The 18429-nt window shown below is 51.7% G+C and carries 15 protein-coding genes; 4 read left to right on the top strand and 11 right to left on the bottom strand.

Features of this window, described 5'->3' with window-relative positions; all coding sequences use genetic code 11:
- Positions 1–28 precede the first annotated feature (28 nt).
- The 9 genes from KQI79_RS05805 to KQI79_RS05765 all read right to left on the bottom strand — a co-directional run bounded on the left by KQI79_RS05805 (position 29) and on the right by KQI79_RS05765 (position 12270).
- Positions 29–376 carry a hypothetical protein gene (locus tag KQI79_RS05805; protein ID WP_216537280.1) on the bottom strand — a complete coding sequence of 116 codons (348 nt, stop codon included), beginning with the start codon at positions 374–376 and terminating at the stop codon, positions 29–31.
- A gap of 68 nt (positions 377–444) precedes the next feature.
- Positions 445–3537 carry an SbcC/MukB-like Walker B domain-containing protein gene (locus KQI79_RS05800; RefSeq protein ID WP_216537279.1) on the bottom strand — a complete coding sequence of 1031 codons (3093 nt, stop codon included), beginning with the start codon at positions 3535–3537 and terminating at the stop codon, positions 445–447.
- Positions 3494–4693 (bottom strand): exonuclease SbcCD subunit D, encoded by a 1200-nt coding sequence (locus tag KQI79_RS05795; protein ID WP_216537278.1) that lies wholly within the window; start codon positions 4691–4693, stop codon positions 3494–3496. Before KQI79_RS05795 ends, KQI79_RS05800 begins: the two co-directional genes overlap by 44 nt.
- A 479-nt stretch (positions 4694–5172) precedes the next feature.
- The gene (locus KQI79_RS05790) at positions 5173–6402 is read right to left on the bottom strand and encodes an MFS transporter (RefSeq protein WP_216537277.1); all 1230 of its coding nucleotides are present in this window, start codon (positions 6400–6402) and stop codon (positions 5173–5175) included.
- Positions 6371–6847: a MarR family winged helix-turn-helix transcriptional regulator gene (locus tag KQI79_RS05785; RefSeq protein WP_216537276.1), complete on the bottom strand. Its 477-nt coding sequence runs from the start codon at positions 6845–6847 to the stop codon at positions 6371–6373. Before KQI79_RS05785 ends, KQI79_RS05790 begins: the two co-directional genes overlap by 32 nt.
- Before the next feature lie 605 nt (positions 6848–7452).
- Positions 7453–8196 carry an NAD-dependent protein deacylase gene (locus tag KQI79_RS05780; RefSeq protein ID WP_216537275.1) on the bottom strand — a complete coding sequence of 248 codons (744 nt, stop codon included), beginning with the start codon at positions 8194–8196 and terminating at the stop codon, positions 7453–7455.
- Positions 8197–8216: 20 nt separating this feature from the next.
- Positions 8217–8687, bottom strand: coding sequence for a DUF3939 domain-containing protein (locus KQI79_RS05775; RefSeq protein ID WP_216537274.1), 471 nt, complete (start codon positions 8685–8687; stop codon positions 8217–8219).
- A 106-nt stretch (positions 8688–8793) separates the two neighbouring features.
- The gene (locus KQI79_RS05770; protein ID WP_216537273.1) at positions 8794–10446 is read right to left on the bottom strand and encodes a response regulator; all 1653 of its coding nucleotides are present in this window, start codon (positions 10444–10446) and stop codon (positions 8794–8796) included.
- 6 nt (positions 10447–10452) lie between these two features.
- Positions 10453–12270 (bottom strand): sensor histidine kinase, encoded by a 1818-nt coding sequence (locus tag KQI79_RS05765; protein ID WP_216537272.1) that lies wholly within the window; start codon positions 12268–12270, stop codon positions 10453–10455.
- A 199-nt stretch (positions 12271–12469) separates the two neighbouring features.
- Between KQI79_RS05765 and KQI79_RS05760 the strand changes: the two genes are divergently transcribed.
- The 3 genes from KQI79_RS05760 to KQI79_RS05750 all read left to right on the top strand — a co-directional run bounded on the left by KQI79_RS05760 (position 12470) and on the right by KQI79_RS05750 (position 15696).
- Positions 12470–13828, top strand: coding sequence for an ABC transporter substrate-binding protein (locus KQI79_RS05760; protein WP_216537271.1), 1359 nt, complete (start codon positions 12470–12472; stop codon positions 13826–13828).
- A gap of 62 nt (positions 13829–13890) precedes the next feature.
- The gene (locus KQI79_RS05755; protein ID WP_216537270.1) at positions 13891–14775 is read left to right on the top strand and encodes a carbohydrate ABC transporter permease; all 885 of its coding nucleotides are present in this window, start codon (positions 13891–13893) and stop codon (positions 14773–14775) included.
- 27 nt (positions 14776–14802) lie between these two features.
- Entirely contained in the window at positions 14803–15696 is an 894-nt protein-coding gene (locus tag KQI79_RS05750; RefSeq protein WP_216537366.1) for a carbohydrate ABC transporter permease, read from the top strand.
- A gap of 52 nt (positions 15697–15748) precedes the next feature.
- Here the strand turns inward: KQI79_RS05750 and KQI79_RS05745 are convergent, their stop codons facing one another.
- Both KQI79_RS05745 and KQI79_RS05740 read right to left on the bottom strand, forming a co-directional pair.
- Complete coding sequence (locus KQI79_RS05745; protein ID WP_216537269.1) at positions 15749–16108, bottom strand: DUF1634 domain-containing protein; 360 nt, start codon at positions 16106–16108, stop codon at positions 15749–15751.
- Positions 16105–16944 carry a sulfite exporter TauE/SafE family protein gene (locus tag KQI79_RS05740; protein ID WP_216537268.1) on the bottom strand — a complete coding sequence of 280 codons (840 nt, stop codon included), beginning with the start codon at positions 16942–16944 and terminating at the stop codon, positions 16105–16107. Before KQI79_RS05740 ends, KQI79_RS05745 begins: the two co-directional genes overlap by 4 nt.
- Positions 16945–17152: 208 nt before the next feature.
- Here KQI79_RS05740 and KQI79_RS05735 point away from each other — a divergent pair, with 208 nt between their 5' ends.
- The gene (locus tag KQI79_RS05735; RefSeq protein ID WP_216537267.1) at positions 17153–17608 is read left to right on the top strand and encodes an Lrp/AsnC family transcriptional regulator; all 456 of its coding nucleotides are present in this window, start codon (positions 17153–17155) and stop codon (positions 17606–17608) included.
- Positions 17609–18429: the final 821 nt, after the last annotated feature.

The raw sequence follows: 18429 nt of genomic DNA, 5'->3' as shown, positions 1-18429 counted from the left end.
CCCCGCAGCGGATCGGCGGGGCGATGTGTCATTTCTTATCGACTTGCAGAAGCGTTATGTTCTTGATGGTGTAAGTGTCCTTAATCGTATCCTCGGTAATGACGTTCAGTTTGATCAAGCTTGCAATCTTCGACGGATCGGGCCGCGAAAGCATGCGCCAAACGTCCGGATCCGGCAGCGCCGCATAAAGCTTGTTGTCGTCGTACTCCTTCCGTTCCTGGAATACGGTTCTCACCCTATAGCTCCCGATTTCGCATTCGGATACGCCCAGTTCCGCGCAATAATCCGTAATTTGTTCGCGCAGTTCCGACAGTTCCCGCTCGATTTCCCTTTGTCTTTGCTTTAACTGGTAATACCGCTTCACCTGTTCGTTCATTCGCGTTCACGCTCCTCTACTTCTACATATGTATGCGAAGCGAGGCGCGTTAAGACAAGAAACGCGAATCAGCTTACGTTGAAACGGGTATAGCTGTATCCTTCCTTCGTTTTCTTCACTTCCAGCACGGCCGGGATCGCCTGTTTCAATTCCTGGACATGCGAGATGACGCCGATCGTCCGTCCGGACTGCTGCAAATCGATCAATGTATCGATCGCCTTGCTCAACGATTCCTCGTCCAAGGCGCCGAAGCCTTCGTCGATAAACATCGTTTCCAGCGAAATTCCGCCTTCGTAGGATTGAATGACGTCCGCCATGCCGAGCGCCAGACAGAGCGACGCATTGAATTTCTCTCCGCCGGACAACGTCTTGACGTCCCGCAATTGTCCCGTGTAATTATCGTAAACGTCAAGGCCGAGACCGCTTTGCCTGCCCCGTTTTTCCAGACGGTCGCTGCGGACCAAATAATATTGTCCGCTCGAAATCCGCTGCAGCCGCTCGTTTGCGATATGAATAATTTGTTCCAAAAACTCGATTTGCAAGTACCGCTCAAAGGAGATTTTTTTGCCGTTCTCTCCGCGGACGACATCATATAAATCTTTTATGACTTGATGCTGGTATTCCGCTTCTTTCCAATTGCGCTCGGCTTCGATAATGTTCGCCTTGGCCTCCGTTCCTTTCTTGTAGTCGTTCTGAGCTTGCATATGTAAGTTGCGGACGGATTCGATTTGTTGTTCCAACGCTTGCAAACGTCCTTGAAGCTCGGCAAGATTTTGTCTTGCCTTACCCGAGAGCGTCCCGGTCAACTCCTCGATTTGCCGGCGCAAGGAGGACAGTGTGAGATGGTATTCCTCGATCTGTCTTTTCAGTTCCGTTTGGGCCGATTCGCTCATCTTGGCCGCATGATAGGCGGCTTCGTCCTCAAAGCCGGCTTGCCGCATCGCTTGGACGAAGCTGCGGCCAGCCTTCTCTTTGTCCGCCTGCGCTTCGATCCGTTGATTTTGCGCGTGGCTAACGCCTGCCGCCGCTTTCACATACCGCTCGTTTCCTTCCTTGTACTGCTGCTGCGCTAATTTCCAATCGGCCTCCAACTGCCGCTTGCGTTCTTCCGTCGTTCGCATCCGCTCCGCGAGCCTTTCATAATCGCGCACTTCTTCGGGGATCGCCGCCAGCGCTTGCTGATAAAGTGCTTTCTCCGCGGCATACGTTTCTTTCGTATCCTGGAGACTTCGATTCAGATCGTCTTTAAGCTTGCTCAATTGCTCAACTTTGGCGTCGAGCTCCTCAAGCGACTGTTTCAGAGCGGACAGTTTGACGCTATCGTCTTTTAATCCGTTCACTTCCGCGGCTAACGATTTGCCTTCTTGCACAAGCGCTTGGAACCGTTCCTGGATTCCTTCGATAAGGAAACCGTGCTCTCTCATCCGCTGCTCTTTCTCTCTCATTTGCTTGACGGTCGCCGCGAGCATCGCTTTCGATTGGAGATACTGCTGTTCCATGCCGCTCTTCTCGCTTCTTATCCGGTCCAGTTCCTCGCGAGAAGGAATATTGCCGGTTTCCTCCGCCTTCCTCGGATGCTCGGCGCTTCCGCAAACCGGACAGGGATCGCCGTCATGCAAATGACGGGCGAGAATGCCCGCTTGTCCTTCCACCCAGCGGATTTCGAGTTCCGAATAAGCCCGCTCCGCCTGCTCGAAAGCCGCTTGATGCCGCGCTTCTTCCCTCCGCTCTTGTTCCGCGGTTTGCACCAGTTTCAAGTATTCTTGCACGACAGCCGCTTGCTCCCGCAGCGCCGCGAGTTTCTCCGTTCGCTCCGATAACCGGCCGACCCGTTCCTCCAACGTTTTCAGTTGCGCCGATATCGATTCCCGCTCGGTTCGTTTCGCGGCAAGCTCCGCCTCGGCGGCTTGCAATTGCTTCCCCTTATGCGCCGTTTCGGCTTCCAATTCGGCAATGGCGTTCCGCTTCCGCTCCAAATTTTCCACGATCGGCGCCAATCCTTGCAATCGTTCCAACTCGCGCACCGCCTGCTCGCGCAGCTCGCCTTTCGCCTCTTCCCGCTCGTACCGAACGCGGGCGTCTTGCAAAGCGGCCTCCGCTTGCGAGCATTCGGCCGCCGCCTCTTCATACAGCTTCGTTCTGCGAACGAGCAGGGCGGACATTTCCGCATCGTGGCGCTCATACATTTCTAAATGGACGGCTTTCTCGGCCGAGTGCAATTGCTTCGTCTTGTGTTCGAAATGTTGGGCTTGGTCTTCAAGCTGTTGTTTATCCGCAATTTTCCGGTCCAATAGATCGAATTGTTCGTTCACGCTTTGCGCTTGATGATACAACGCCGTCTGTCGTTGGAACTCGGCCGAAAGCTCCCGCAGCTTATGGCTCAGCTCTTCGATTCGCGCCGCATAATGCTCCGTCTCCCGATCCAGCGCTTCCAGAACTTGATGCGTATTATAATGCTCCTGAGCAAATACGCGCTGCAGGTCGGAGCCTTCGCGGCCGGACAGAGCGCCTTGCACCTGGTTCATATGGTATTCCCGGATGCCCGCCAATTCCTCGCAAACGCGCTGCATCTGTCTGCGCTTCTCGTTCAACCGGTCGGCAACGATTTTATATAATCCTGTTTTGAAGATGCGGCGCAAAATTTCCTCTTTATTCTCCGTTTCGGAAGTCAGCAATTTTCGAAATTCCCCTTGCGGCAGCATGACGATCTGGCTGAACTGATCTTTCGTCAGCCCGATCATTTCGGACAGCTTCTCGTTCACTTGCGTAACGATAAAGCGGTCCGTCAGCGGCGTTTCCCGGCCGTCTACGATCCCGTACAGCTCGTAGCGGTCGCCGGTCGCGCTTTTGTTGCCTTCCTTCACATGGGCGAGCTGCCGGAAGACGCGGTATACCTGGCCTTTCAGCTCGAACTGGAAATCGACCGACGTATACGTATCGTCATCCGCGAAATGACTGCGCAGCATTTTACTGTCATTGCGGTCCTCCCCGCTCGCTTCCCCGTACAAGGCAAAGCAAATAGCGTCGAAGATCGACGTTTTGCCGGCGCCCGTATTGCCCGATACGACGAATAACCGATGGCCTTCCAGTTCGGTGAAATCGATCTCCTCTCTGTCTTTATACGGCCCGAACGCCGTCATGATAAGCTTCAGCGGCCTCATCGCGCTCACCTTCTTCCTGACGCAGTTCCTGCAGCGTTTCGACGAACAGCTGCTCCGTTTCCGGCGGAAGCACCGTTCCTCTGACTTCATAATAAAATGCTTGAAACAGCGAAAGATCGTCCATCTTGGCCCGCCCATTTGCGGCGGCTGCCGCCTCTCCGCCAAGTCCGGCGACGGGCGTCTTCCGTTCCACATGCATCGCATTCGGGTATACAGAACGAATCCGCTCCATCGGCGACAACACCGGAGCCTCGTCCAGCAAGCGCACGAACACATAGTCTTCGTTGATCCGATGCCGCTCGATCTCCTCGATTCGTCCCTCGACGGTCCGCATGTCGCGTCTTGGAATCAGCTCCCGCTTCTCGATATGCGAGTTCCCCTCGCGATCCAGCTCCACGATCAAATATCCTTTGCGGTGATGTTCCTCCGAGATGGAGTATTTCAGCGGCGAACCTGCGTAACGGATCGTCCCGCTTCCCACATGATGCGCCTGATGCAGATGACCGAGCGCCGTATAGGCAAAGCCCCGGAAATGTTCCGCGCTCACATGCTCCGCCCCGCCGATGGACAGCGGACGTTCCGAATCGCTCGTATTGTCCCTGGCTTCCCCTTGCGGCGTGACGAAAGCGTGGCCGACCAGCACATGGCGGGCTTGCGGATCCATCTTCGCGCGAATCGCTTCCGTTATTTTTCCCATGGCGTCGTTATGGGTTCTAATCCTTTCATCGCCGAACAAATGGCGCACCTTCCCCGGCTCGGCATAAGGAACCAGGTGGAAATGAACTTCGCCGTCTCCGTCCCGCATTACGATCGGTTCCAGCGGATATGTAAGCTCTCCCACGATATGTAATCCTGACGCTCGCATCAAATTGCTGCCAAAGTTCAGGCGGCTCGGACTGTCGTGATTGCCCGCAATCGCCAGAACCGGAACTTTCAATTGGAGCACGATCGTTTCCAGGATGCTGTCAAGCAATTGCACCGCCTCTGCGGGCGGAACCGCACGGTCGTATAAATCGCCGGCAATGATGACGGCATCCGGCCTCTCCGTTTCGATGTCGGCAATCAATTGCGCGAGCGTATATTGCTGATCCTCGGTCATATTGACGCCCTGCACCAATTTTCCCAAATGCCAGTCGGCAGTATGAAACAGTTTCATATTCGAAAACCGTCCTTCCCCCATGCTTGTTTCTATCCGCTATCCGTCTCAAACATACAATGGCATGATTTCTATGAATATAGCTTTGTCTTCTTCATTATAGTATACCAAAAGTCCCCTGTCATGAGCGGAACGCAGAACCTTTGTTTGCATATTTTGGGATTAACAATGCTGTCTCGTGCGACCCGCCGGTCACCATTGGAATATATACAACAAAAAACGCCATTTTGCCGAGTTAAATGATGATCTATTGGAAAACATCCAATAGATTGATCCCAATTTTGTTTTTCGGCCGCGTTTTTGCGGAATCTATTGGATAGAATCCAATGAAATGCCGCCGCGGGGTTTGCGAATAGCCAAAGCATTGGAGGAATTCCAATGCCGGTCGATTCCATAACAAAAGAACCTAAGAGCGTTCCTCTTAGGTTCTTCGACATTTCCGCGAAACAGGGGTCGGAACGACGCGACGCCTCCTCCGCTTATCCTGCCGCTTTTTCGGTTGCGGCTACCTCCACTCGTTTCGCCAAGGCGAAAGACAAGCCGTAAATGACTAGAAACAAGGCCATAAACAAAGCCGATAAACGGAACATCATCGCGTAGCTGCCAAGCTTCAATGCGATCACGCCCAAAGCGAGCGAACCGATCGCAATGCCCAAATCGATCGAATTGTAGAACATGCCGTTCGCTACGCCGCGCCGTTCCGGGTTGACCCGCTGAATCGACCACGCTTGCAGCGAGGGCTGAATCATGCCGTACCCGATCCCGTAGCAGACGGCCGATACGACCAGCATGCCGAACGACGTTGCGAACGACAATATCGTCAGGCCCGCGATAACGAATAATCCGCCCGCCGGCAAAATCGCGATATGCCCTTTCGCATCGAAAATTTTGCCCGAGAACGGCCGAACCAGCAATACGGCCATCGCATTAAACAAGAAAAACCACCCGACGTTGGCAAGATGGTTTTCTTTGCCGAATAACGTAATAAAGCTGATCAATCCTCCGTAAGTAACGGACAACAATAAATTCAAGGAGAAGGGAAGCAGCACTCTTTTATCGAAAAAATCGAATTTTTTGCTTCCCGCTCCGCTTGCGCGGGCCGGCTGAAGGATGCGTGCAGCCTTTCCGGAGCCGAAACGAATCATCGGCACGAATAACAGCACGACGCCTACCAACAAAGTGGAAATGAAAATAAGCCGCCCGAAGCCGTAAGAATCCAGAAGCCAAAGACCGATAACCGGAGCGATGGACATCGACAAACTCGTCGACAAACCGAAATAGCCCATTCCTTCGCCCATCCGTTTCGCCGGCACGATGTCGGAGACGACCGTCCCCATCGTCGTGCTTACAATACCGAAGCCGACGCCGTAAATAATGCGGATCAATACGATCAGCGCGATCGTCCCTAACCAATAATAACCGGCCGACGCCAATATATAAACAAGTAGGCCTGCAACGAAAAACTTCTTCCGGCTAACGTTCGCGAGCGCCTTTCCGGCAAACAGCCGGGCCACGATCGCCGAGAGCGCAAAAGAACTGACGACCAGGCTGATCGTAAAGCTGCTTGCCGCGAAACGGTCCGCGATATAAGCCGGCAGGGCGGGCGTAATCATTTGCAAGTTCAAGTAAATGAATAAACTCGATAATGTAAACAATATAAAATCTTTGGTCCATAGTCTAGCGTTGTTGTTCTCTGTCTGTTCCTTCAAGCATGACACCTCTAGTCTGTATAATCGTAAGCATTTGTCTGAATAAAACCATTTGTTCTTCCGGGATTCCCTCCGTCAATTGTTCCAACGTTTCCTTTTCGATCGGAAGCAATTGGGCGGCAATCCGGCGGCCTTCCTCCGTCATATAGATCGAATAGGCGCGTCTGTCGTCCGTTTTCGGTTGCCTGCGAATCATTCCTTTGCGCTCCAAGCAATCCAAAATGCGCGTCGTGGTCGGCTGATCTTTGCCGCTGCGTTCCGCCAGCTCCTTCTGCGTAATCCCGTCGTCTTCGTGCAAGCGAAACAATACCGCAAATTGTTCCAGCGTAATGTCAAACGGCTTAAACCGCATCGTCAGCACATGGCTGATTTTCCGGTAAGCTTGTCCGATTAGAAATCCGATCGATTCCTGCCCCGCGCCGTTCCTTTCGCCGTCATCCCGCATCCTTCTGTCCTCCGTCTTTCGTCTCATTCACAAGCATCGATTTCCGCATTGCCAGAATACTTGTTATACTAATTATATCTAAAACAATTAAATTTGAAAAGTATTTTCTGAAAACGAATGTTTCAAAACCGTTTCCAATCGATTTCATTGCATGAAAAAAGGCCTCGCCGGCCATGGCTATCCGGACCGTACGGCCGTTTTTTTGCGTCAAAACCGCTTATTTGCTGTTTAGGCGGACATTGGTTCCGTTATTCATTCCTCGGAGGGCTTGTTTTTGCGCTTTTGCCGCGAATAAAGGATCGTCTGTCCGCAAACCATCCGAAATCGGGCCGTCTGTCACAATTAACGTATCCTGTGTCCGCGAATTTTGGGAGCAGGGCGGTAGAAGGAATGTGTGTGAAGGATTAGCATGGTGATCCACACAGCTGTTTTAAGATTGCTAAGAAAAGTTAATGCAACGCCAAGGCCTCGCCGGCCATTGTTTGAATTCATATCGGGGAATAACTTTCATGAATTGAAAAGAAGGATAAAACGAGCAAAACCCCGGATCGACCCGTTATGCTAAACGTGCGGTCGCCCCGAGGCGGGAGAACTCGATAAGAAATTTATGGCTCGACAAATGCGCTCATTACTTTGCCGATGCTTTCCTGCAATACATAGTTGGCATGTCCGTCATATGCCGTCGGGGATTTGTTGATCAGGATCAATTTATTTCCCCGGTAATAGCGAACCAATCCCGCCGCCGGATATACCGTCAGCGAAGTGCCTGCCACGATAAACACATCCGCTTCTTCGATATGCCGGATGGCGCGGTTCAGCGTCTCTCGATCCAGTTCCTCTTGATACAACACGACATCCGGTTTCACTACGCCTCCGCAGCGGCTGCAGCGCGGTACGGCGCCCGCGTCGCCACCCCCGGCCGCAAGCACGTCGTCGAGCGAAGCAAACGCTCCGCAATCCATGCAATGATTCCGATGCACGGAGCCGTGTAGTTCCAAGACGTTAACGCTTCCCGCCAGTTGATGCAAACCGTCGATATTTTGCGTGATGACCGCCTTCAGCCGCCCTTCCCGTTCCAATGCGGCCAAAGCGGCATGCGCCGCATTCGGTTTCGCGTCTTGATAGATCATGCGGGTTCGGTAAAATTCGTAAAATTCCTCCGTATGACGCATGAAAAAATCGCGGCTTAACATCGTTTCCGGGGGATAGCGATGCCGGCTCTTCGTCTGATATAGTCCGTTCGCCGAGCGAAAATCGGGAATATCGCTTTCCGTCGACGTGCCCGCGCCTCCGAAAAAGACGATATTGCCGCTTTCTTGCACGAGCTGTTTCAAATGCTGCAAATCCACTTCGATCTTCGTCCTTTCTTCTATCCGGATTCCGGCTTGCGGTGCGTAACCATAAATTCATCGTCGGTAATATACATCGGAATCGGCGGTTTTTCCTTTAAATAACGATCCCGTAGCAACAAATCGTAGTGCACCAGGCCGTCCGGGCGATCCGGCACGACGGGCAGCTTGTTATGTTCCGACACGTAATCGTCGACCGCCGCCTGCACCGAATCCAAATATTGAGGAATCATCTTGTCGTTCTCGCCGAATATTTCATAGGTTTCTTTGCTCATATAGAAAGATTCGCTCGGCTCCCCGCCCAAAAAACGGGTTAACTGCGAAAAGTCGATACGATTGTCCTTCCCGATCAGTATCGTTCGTTTCACCGTGGGCGGAAGCTGTTCTTCAAACTGCAATACGGCGTTTTCTACCTCTTTCAGAGTTGCGTGAATGCGTTTCGATTGTTGCGGTTGTTCTTTCGCTTTCTTTTTCCGTTTCCAGAACCACATTCCGAATCACTCCTTCAACCGATTGATAGAAGCGCTTGCATCCTGTTTGCAGATGAGAAATAATCTACTACTTATATTTTACCATATATTTAATCTATTATCGATTTTATTGCAGCCCTTTCTGATATTGCGAAGGCGTCAAACCGGTCCACTTTTTGAACGTTGCGCTGAAATGCCGCTCTTCCTGATATCCGACAAGCTTGGCGACCGCGAACATTTTCAAGTTTTGGGCGAGCAGTTCTTTCGCTTTTTCGATCCGGTACTGGTGCAAATAATCGAGAAAATTGATTCCCAACTCCTGTTTGAACAAAGAGCTCAAATAAGTATTGGAGACGTAGGCCGCCCGGGCGACGGCATCCAAGGTAAGATTCGTATTATACTTTTCCCGGATCAGATCGACGGCAAGCTGTACCGTTCGATGGAGCGAACGCTGACGGCATAGAGCCTCTACTAGACTTTGCATAATTTTCTTCATAATGGTCGATAATTCGTCGAGCGTCTCGACTTGGGGAATTTGCTCCATCCAGTTGACCAAATGTTGTTTCCATTCGAAGGTCGTCGCGTTTTTCTCCTCCGCCAACCGCTGCAGTTCGAGAATGAACGCCGTCGCGCGAACGTTTACTTCGTGCTTGCCGTACCGCGGCGCCGTCTGGAAGCGTTCAAGCCAGCGCTCCATCTTGTCCAGCGCTTGCTCATAAGCGGCGCCTCGCATTTGCATGACGATTTCCCGTTCAAGCCGGTCGAAGGCTTCATCGTCCAAAATCGTCCCTTCCTCCTGCTCTCCTTCCTTGCGCGCCGTCTCGTTATACAGGAAGATTCCGCCTTTGCTCCGGTAAAATCGCACATTCATCGCTTGCAGCGCCTCCCGGTAAGAGATGTGCGCATCGTCGACCGATTCCCGGCACGTGCCGACCGCAATGCTGACGGATAAATTCAAGTAGATTTCGAGATTGCGCTGCAATAAGCCGAGATTGCTTTTCAACTCCTCATCCGCGCCGGTGCCGGTCTCGCCGGCACTTGCTTCCGCCAGCGTCGCGTTAGCGATCCATAGCAAATCGTCTCCGTCGCGAAACGCTTCGATCTTTCCCCGGTAAACCGGAGCTAACGTTTCCAGAACGATGTTGAGCGCCGCATATCGGATTAATTCCCAATCCGGTTCGCCGTAATTGGGCGAGAACCGCGTCGTATCGAAACGGATTAGTCCGACTTGCAGCATAACCGGAACGATGGCCATCTGCAATTCCGCGATCAGCCCTTCGCGGCGCTCAAGCGGTATTTTCGGATAATGAATCCATTGGGACAGCACTTGATTTTTGAGCAAATGCATATTTCTATTCCATGCCTGGTCCCGTTTATTCCGGTCGAAATTGGCCGATTGCTCGGATTCGATCGCCAACTTCGCCTCCAAAACGATCTTCAAAATATCGTCGGGCCGGCACGGCTTCAATATATAGTCCAACACTCCGAGTTTCAGCGCTTGTTTCGCGTAGGAAAATTCATTATATCCGGACAGCACGATCGCGCGAAAATCAAGGCCCGCCCGCTGCGCCTCTTCGATCAATTGCAGCCCGTCCATGTACGGCATGCGGATATCGGTCAGCAATACGTCCGGCCGGTGCCGTTCCAGCAAAGGAAGCGCCTCTCTCCCGTTCGCCGCCTCGCCGCATACATCAATTTGATGCCTCTCCCAATCGATCATCGACAGAATGCCTTCGCGTATCGTTTGTTCGTCCTCCACGATGAACAATTTTAACGCCATCGATCGTCACTCCTTTACCTGAATTTGAATTTTCACGCAAGTTCCCGCCCCTTCGGTACTGTCAAGTTCGATGACCGCATTGGGAAACGCCAACTGCAGCCGTTCCCGCATATTGGCGAGCGCGAAACCGGAACGCCGTTCCATCCGGACGGCGCCCGCGCCGTTCGCCGTCTCCGCAGCGGCGCGCAGCAAAAATTCGAGCCTGCCCGTCTCCATGCCGATACCGTTATCGAGCACCTCGATCGTGACGAGATCTCCTTCCTTGCAAGCGCGTATCGAAATATGGCCGTTGCCTCCGAGCGGCTCGATCCCGTGAATGACGGCATTTTCCACAAGCGGTTGAATCATAAGCTTCGGAATGACGAAGCCGCGGACTTCGGGAGCGAGCTCGATGTCGAAATCGAATTGGCCGGCATACCGGGTTTTATGTAAGAACAAATAATGTTTGACCAGCTCAATCTCTTGTTCCAGCGTAAAAAAATCTTTGCCGTCGTTTAAGCTTAAACGGAATACTTGCGATAAGGAATAAACCATGTCCGCGATTTCCCGCTCTCCTTTGCGTTCGGCAGACCAGCAAATCGTATTTAACGTGTTGTACAAAAAATGAGGCCGGATTTGCGCTTGAAGCGTTTTCAATTCCGCTTCTTTTTGCTTTAATTGAGAAGCGTACATATCGTCGATTAACGTTTTCATGCGCTGCACCATCGTGTTGTACCAAAAGCCGAGCTGCCCGATTTCGTCCGCGCCGGCAAAATTGACGCGCTGGGTAAAATCGCCCGTTTGCAATCTTTTCATCGACCGGGTCAATTTTTTGAGCGGTTTCGTAATCATCGTCGCCGCCATCCACGTAACGATCAAGCTTAATAATAAACAGACGACCGTCAATGTGACGCTTAACAGTCCGATCCGGCCGAGTTCCCGCACCAACGTTTGTTTCGTCTGAATGACGACGACATACCATCCGGTCGTCGGCGATTCCGCGTAAGTGATGACCCATTCGGAACGGTCCGCCTTCCTTTGCAAGCGGTCCAGCGTCGTCAGGTCCGGATTCGAATCTTGGAAATACGGCAAATCCAAATCGCGTTTGCCGACCCATTGGCGATTCGTCGCCGAGACGATCATGCCTTCCCGGTCCATGACGAACATATCCGCTTCGTCTTTGGCGGCTTCCAAGTATTGCTTGCCGATTTTATGCGCATCGATGCCGATGACCATCATGCCGGCATGCTTCAAATCGTAAATGTTCTTGATGACTTTCGTAAGGATGACTTTCTCATTGGGGTCGCCGACGAATAAAGCTTCCGACGGCTTCAATAAATGAAACACCGGTTTGCCGTCCGCCGCGATCGCTTCCCGATAATATGGCGTCTCTTGAAACTTCTCCAGCGTCATCGCGCTCGTCACTCCGGTCTGATCGACGCCGAACGGGACGAATTCGTAGTTCCCCTCCTGCAATTTATACAAAATGAGCGATTGCACCGAATTGCTGGCCACCATCATATTGGACACCGTCCGAAATACTTTCTGCCTCTCCGGCGTGGGATCCTGGGACGTAAGCAGTTCCTGCACCCCCGCGTTAAGAAATAAATTGTTGGCAAAATAGATCGTGTCTTTCGCCATCAGATCGATTTGATCCGTCGTCTTTTTCGTCAAATGGTCCTGCGCCTGCTTGATTTTGTCCACCACTTCTTTCGAGGCGATATAGTAGGAGCTCCAGCCCATAATCGCAATCATCGCCAGAAGCAGAGGAACGAACCAGAACAACAGCTTGAACTGGATCGACCGGTTTACATACCAGTTGAAATATCGGGCTGTTTTCTTCAAGTGATCACCATTTTCAATAGGAAAGGTTGTATTCGTAGTATAACGGAATTGCCGAGAGCCAGAAACAGGTTCGGACCAACAACTGAAAAATGCCTACATTCATCTGAAATTTCGCACATGTTTATTGCGTTATGAAATCGATAAGATAAAGTTGCACATTGGAGCTAGCTCTCAAAATACGAAGAAGGTGGGGAAACGAATGAAAAGTATGAAGCTGCTGCTGCTATCCCTTATACTCGCGATCGGCTTGGCAGGCTGCGGAACGAAGGACGCCGGGAATACCGGATCGAATGCCGACAAGCCGCCGGAGACGGGAACGGAGCAAGAAACGAAAACCGAAAAGACCGCCGATCCGGTTACGTTGAAGTTTTTCACGGCATTGGCCGATCGGACGAATGGGATCGGCAAGGTCGAACAAGATATTATCGACGCATACATGAACGAAAACCCGAATGTCAAAATCGAAGTCGAAGCGCTGCAGGACGAACCGTATAAATCGAAAATCAAAGTGTATGCTTCAACCAACGAACTGCCGGACATCATTCAAGCTTGGGGACAGCCTTCCTTCCTGAGCCCGCTGCTCGATAACGATTTGCTGCTCGAATTGAATCCGTCCGATTTTGCGTCAAGCAACTTCGTTGCCGGTTCTCTCGACGGCTTCTCCAAAGACGGCAAGCTGTTCGGTTTGCCGAGAAATACGGACTACGCCATTATGTACTACAATAAACAAATATTCGCGGATAACGGAATCGAAGTGCCGAAGACGACCGACGATCTGCTCGCGGCCGTCAAAAAATTGCGCGAAAACAAAGTCAATCCGATCGCCATGAACGGCATGGACGGCTGGACGCTGCCGATTTGGTACGACTATGTCGCGCAGCGCGTTACGGGAGACTTTAACGTCATGGACCAAGCGTTCGAACGGCAAATTTCGTTTACGGACGAACGGCTGGTGCAGGCTGCCGCAAACATGCAGGAATTCGCCAAGGCGAAAGGGTTCGCCGACGGCTGGCTAACCGCCGATTACGGCGCGGCCAGAAACTTGTTCGGCCAAGGCCAAGCGGCGATGTTCTTTATGGGGAACTGGGAAGCGGGCCTTGCGACGGATACGAATTTCTCCGAGGAATTCCGCAACAATGTCGGCGCTTTCCCGTTCCCGGCCTCGGATAAAGGGAAGGAAACGGATATTACGGCATGGTACGGAGGCGGTTATGCGATCTCCAAAAACTCGAAGCATCAAGAAGCGGCCGTCGATTTCATGAAATATTTTTTCCAGCCTGACCATTGGCCAAAGCAAGTATGGCAGAGCGGGGCCGGAACGCCTGCGCAAAAATTCGACGAATTTCTAACCGGCGACGAAACGGAACTGCAAAAGCAACTCATCGATATTTTCAACAACATGACTTCTTCCAGCGGCACGCCGCTGCAGGATGTCGCAACCGACGAGTTCAAGCAGAAAGTAATGGAAGCGCATCAAAGCTTATTGAACGAGAAAATGACGCCCGAGGAATTCGCCAAGGCGCTCGACGCCGCAGCGGATAAAGTGGCGGGCAAGTAAGCGGGAAGCGGGAGCGGGGGATTCCTCCGCTCCCGTTGTACCGATAAAGGCGGGATGATTCCATGCATAAAATAATTAGCGACAAAAAAACGATTTTCCTCCTCGTCGCTCCCGGTCTCCTTCTGTTCGTCTTTATGATTTGCATTCCCGTATTGATGAGCGCCTATTACGGATCGACCGATTGGGGAGGAATCGGAAAATACAATTTTGTAGGTTTGGGCAATTATAAAGAGATTTTGCTGCATGACGAGGTGTTCTGGCGGTCTTTGCGAAATGCGCTGCTGCTCGCGGCGGCAACGGTTTTGCTGCAGCATCCGGTTGCGATATTGCTCGCGATATTCCTGCAGCATTGCGGCAAATACGAGAAGCTGTTCCGTATGATTTTCTTCATTCCGGCCGTCATTTCGATTGTCGTCACGGCCAAACTTTGGGCGGGCATATTTCACCCGAATTACGGGCTGTTCAATAAATTGCTGGAGAGCATCGGTCTGGAAGCGTTGAAGCACGACTGGCTCGGCGATTCGTCCACGGCGATCTGGGCGATCATTATCGTGGTCATGTGGCAAGGGTTCGGGTACGCCCTGCTCCTGTATTACGCAGGTTTGCAAGGCATTCCGAAAGATTTGCACGAAGCCGCCAAATTGGACGGCGCGACGAATGCGAAGCTTTATCTCCATGTCGTGCTGCCGCTGCTCATGCCGATGGCGCGCGTGGCGATCGTCATCGCCGTCATTACTTGCCTGAAGCAGATGGAGACCGTCTTCCTGATGACGAACGGCGGTCCGGCGAACAGTACGCAGTTTCTCGGCAATTATCTCTATAAAGTTGCGTTCTCCTCATCGTTGTACGGATACGGCAACGCGATTTCCATTTTGTTCATCGTATTTTGCCTTGTTCTGACCGTTATCCTCAATAAAGCGTTGAAAAAAGATGTCGGAGAATTTTAACCGGAAGGAGATGCGTAAGTTTTGACGATGAATTCGACTTCGCCGCGTACCGCGGCATCCGTGCCGGCCGCAGCGCATCCCGGCAAACCGCCCGGAGCGGGCAAATGGCCGAAAATGTTGCTGTTCGTTTTTATGAGTACGATCGCTTCGATGCAGTTGTTCCCGCTCATTTGGCTGGCCGACTACTCTTTGCTCAAGAGCGGAGATTTTTTCGGAAGCTCTTTTTTGAAATGGCCGGATCCGCCGCAATGGGAAAATTATATCAATGCCTTCACCTACGGACGCGTACCGCGCTACTTTTTCAACAGTTTGCTGATTACGACGATTACGGTCGTCGTCTCGGCGGTGTTCGCCTTGATGATGGGCTACGCGTTTACGCGCATGAATTGGAAGCTGCGCGGAACGGTATTGAATCTGATTATGCTCGGCATGATTATTCCGATCCACGCGACGCTGCTGCCCAACTTCATACTGTTCAACAAGCTGGGCATGCTCAACAATATGTTTACCTTGATTTTGCCGTATATCGCGTTCTCGATTCCGATCAGCATGTTCATTATGACAGGTTTTCTGGAAACGATCCCGCGGTCGATCGAGGAATCGGCCGTCATGGACGGTTGCGGCGTGTTCGGCGTCGTATTCCGCATCATTCTCCCGATCACGAAACCGGCCATCGCCACCGTCAGCGTGCTCAATTTTATCAGTTGGTGGAACGAGTTCATTATGGCCAATACGTTCATTACATCGGAGAAGCTCAAGACGATTCCTTTCTCGATCATGAAATTCGCCGGCGAATATTCTTCCAATTACGGCGCCCAATTCGCCGTGATGACGATGATCGCGCTGCCTACCATTCTGATCTACCTGCTGTTCACCGAACAGATGGCGCGCGGCATTACGGCCGGAGCGGTAAAAGGATGATCCAACGTCCCGTTCCGCCTTAACCGGCGTAACGGGACGTTTGCGTATTGGTTTATGCTTTTCCCACCAAAAAGCTGATGATTAAAATGACGAGTACGACGGCGGCAATGGCGGTATATAGTTTGTCCCCTTCCCGCATGAATACCCATATCGAGATAGCGACACGCAGCACAGGGGTCAGGATCAGCAGAATCAAACCGGCGGTAATGACGGCGTAAGGCTTCCATGCCTGCAACCCCTTCATAATATCCGGCAGGTTATGCGGATAAGCGCCGTCGTGATAACCGCTGTCGCCTTGAACGAAAAAGAAGATCAAACCGGTAAAAATGACGGCGGCGCTTATCAGTACGCCGATTCGGAGCCAGCGGCTTACGGCCAGTTCGACATCGGTTATATCTTGTTTATTCTTCATAGACTTAGCCCCGCTCCCTGAAAGATCATTTGCAACGCCACGTATAAAAGTACCGGAATAAACAACATTCGGATCGTTTTGCTCTTCAGTCGCTGCATAATCCGGGCTCCGACCGTCGCTCCCGCGAGCACGCCCAAAGCGACGGGCCCCGCGATATGCGGATCGATATCCCCCCGCAGCAGATATACCCCGGCGCTTGCCGCGCCGGTAACGCCCATCATAAAGTTGCTGGTAGCCGTCGACACCTTCAGCGGCAGCTTCATGAACATGTCCATAGCCATCACTTTAAAGCTGCCGCTGCCGATCCCGAGCAGCCCGGAGATGACCCCGGCTCCGTACATCACCGAAAAGCCCCCGTATACGTTGCCGACATGATACGGCACATGCTGCCCGATCGCTTTGTCGTAGTAGGTTCCTTCGAGCCGCAGCTTTTCCGCGGCAGGACTCGACTTGGCTTGATCCGGCCGGTCCTCTTTCCTTTTCTTGATCATATTCAGCGCCGAATAAGCGAGCAGAACGCCAAAAATAATATAGAGCAAGTTTGGAGCGATCAACCCTCCGATAAAAGCTCCCGTAATCGCTCCGGTAGTCGTGGCGATCTCCAGAAACATGCCGACGCGAAGATTGGTAATCCGGTCGCGGATATAAGCGATCGCCGAACCGCTTGAGGTCGCGATGACCGATATAATGCTGGCGCCGATCGCATGCTCGATGCTGACGCCGAAGAGGAGCGTGAGCGCGGGAGTGACGATAATCCCTCCCCCGAGGCCCAATACCGAACCGGTAATCCCGGCGAGGACGGAGATCAGAAGGATTTCTAGCGATAATGTAATCAATGCAAGCACACCTTCCCGTAAATGAATTTCATGTTGGATTGCATTCTTCTCCGGTCTGCCTGTACACTGGAATCAGTGAACCGTCCGGGCAACCGGATCAAATCACTGTTCCATTATACAACGATTGTAAAATAATTAACATACAAACGAGCTTTATTTTTAATTATTAATTTTACATTGTAAATAAAAAAGAGAGGAAGACGCGAAAATGCGATTCAAACAATTGGACGAGAAAGACGGCCTGATTCTGGAACATTTGCTGGACAACGGCAGAATAAGCCATGCCGAGCTGGGAAGATTTGTCAATTTGACGAGGGCCGCGGTGCGGGAACGGGTAAACAGCCTGATTGAGCAAGGAATTATCGATAAGTTTACGGTCATTGTCAATCCGCTCAAGGCCGGCAAAAGCATGTCCGTTTATTTGAATATCGAAGTGCAGTGGGGCTTGCTGGAAACCGTAGCGGATACCCTGCTGGCGGACGAGGAAATTACGAGCGTATACCAGATGAGCGGCGGACCGCATTTGCACGTTCATGCGCTGATGGACGATCAGGAGCATGTCGAACGGTATTTGCGGAAATTGCAAACGATCGAAGGCATTACAAATGTACATAGCGAATTTTTGATTCGGCGGTTTAAAGAACGGGAAGGCATTCAGATTTAACGGATGCGGCCATCGAATGGCACGTTGCGGCAGGCATGGCCTAAGAGATTGGTTAGCTGTTTCCCCGTGGCATAGATGTATTGTCACAGGCTTTGCCGCAGCAACCGATCAAAACGGGTGAAAGGATGCGCAATGAATCAATTTCATCATACCGCTGGCGGCTGACGATCCGCCCGAGCGGGGTAACGAAACTGATACACGCTAATAACCTGTAAATCATCTGTTGCAATGTCTAACGAAACTCAAACACGCTAATGAGGGGAAAAAGGCGGTAAAACCGCTGATTTCCAATGAATAAGGATACGTAGTTTCGCTAAAATGGGGACGTCTTCATTTTGAGCCTAATAAGAATTGCTAGTTTCGTTAGTGCCAAACAAGGAGCGTAGGTCCGCGCGATCGCCTTCGAAATGCAGGGAGGTATCCTTCTATACGCGCAATAAAGCCAGCTACATCAACGGTGGCGAATAATAAAGTAGACTCCAATTGCGGGTTTTCGAAGCTATCAACTTCTCGATGCAACGCCAGTGCTAATGAGGGGAAAAAGGCGGTAAAACCGCCGATTTCCAATGAATAAGGATACGTAGTTTCGCTAAAATGGGGACGTCTTCATTTTGAGCCTAATAAGAATTGCTAGTTTCGTTAGTGCCAAACAAGGAGCGCAGGTCCGCGCGATCGCCTTCGACATAAGGAGGTACCCCCCTTCTCTATGCGCAATAAAGCCAGTTACATCAACGATGGCGAATGATGAAATTGACTCCAATTGCAGGTTTTGCAAGCTAACGACGATGCTCGGTGAAACGCTATTGCGGGAAATCCCTTTT

The organism is Paenibacillus sp. MSJ-34, from assembly GCF_018918005.1.
Classification (GTDB): Bacteria; Bacillota; Bacilli; order Paenibacillales; family Paenibacillaceae; genus MSJ-34.
The sequence above is the reverse complement of the archived record's forward strand: the minus strand, read 5'-3'. Positions and strand labels throughout refer to the sequence as shown.

What these genes read in the sequence shown, in the direction of transcription:
- KQI79_RS05805 (WP_216537280.1), bottom strand. Translation starts at nt 376, where the DNA reads ATGAACGAACAGGTGAAGCGGTATTACCAGTTAAAGCAAAGACAAAGG.
- KQI79_RS05800 (WP_216537279.1), bottom strand. Translation starts at nt 3,537, where the DNA reads ATGAGGCCGCTGAAGCTTATCATGACGGCGTTCGGGCCGTATAAAGAC.
- KQI79_RS05795 (WP_216537278.1), bottom strand. Translation starts at nt 4,693, where the DNA reads ATGAAACTGTTTCATACTGCCGACTGGCATTTGGGAAAATTGGTGCAG.
- KQI79_RS05785 (WP_216537276.1), bottom strand. Translation starts at nt 6,847, where the DNA reads ATGCGGGATGACGGCGAAAGGAACGGCGCGGGGCAGGAATCGATCGGA.
- KQI79_RS05775 (WP_216537274.1), bottom strand. Translation starts at nt 8,687, where the DNA reads ATGTGGTTCTGGAAACGGAAAAAGAAAGCGAAAGAACAACCGCAACAA.
- KQI79_RS05770 (WP_216537273.1), bottom strand. Translation starts at nt 10,446, where the DNA reads ATGGCGTTAAAATTGTTCATCGTGGAGGACGAACAAACGATACGCGAA.
- KQI79_RS05760 (WP_216537271.1), top strand. Translation starts at nt 12,470, where the DNA reads ATGAAAAGTATGAAGCTGCTGCTGCTATCCCTTATACTCGCGATCGGC.
- KQI79_RS05755 (WP_216537270.1), top strand. Translation starts at nt 13,891, where the DNA reads ATGCATAAAATAATTAGCGACAAAAAAACGATTTTCCTCCTCGTCGCT.
- KQI79_RS05750 (WP_216537366.1), top strand. Translation starts at nt 14,803, where the DNA reads ATGAATTCGACTTCGCCGCGTACCGCGGCATCCGTGCCGGCCGCAGCG.
- KQI79_RS05745 (WP_216537269.1), bottom strand. Translation starts at nt 16,108, where the DNA reads ATGAAGAATAAACAAGATATAACCGATGTCGAACTGGCCGTAAGCCGC.
- KQI79_RS05735 (WP_216537267.1), top strand. Translation starts at nt 17,153, where the DNA reads ATGCGATTCAAACAATTGGACGAGAAAGACGGCCTGATTCTGGAACAT.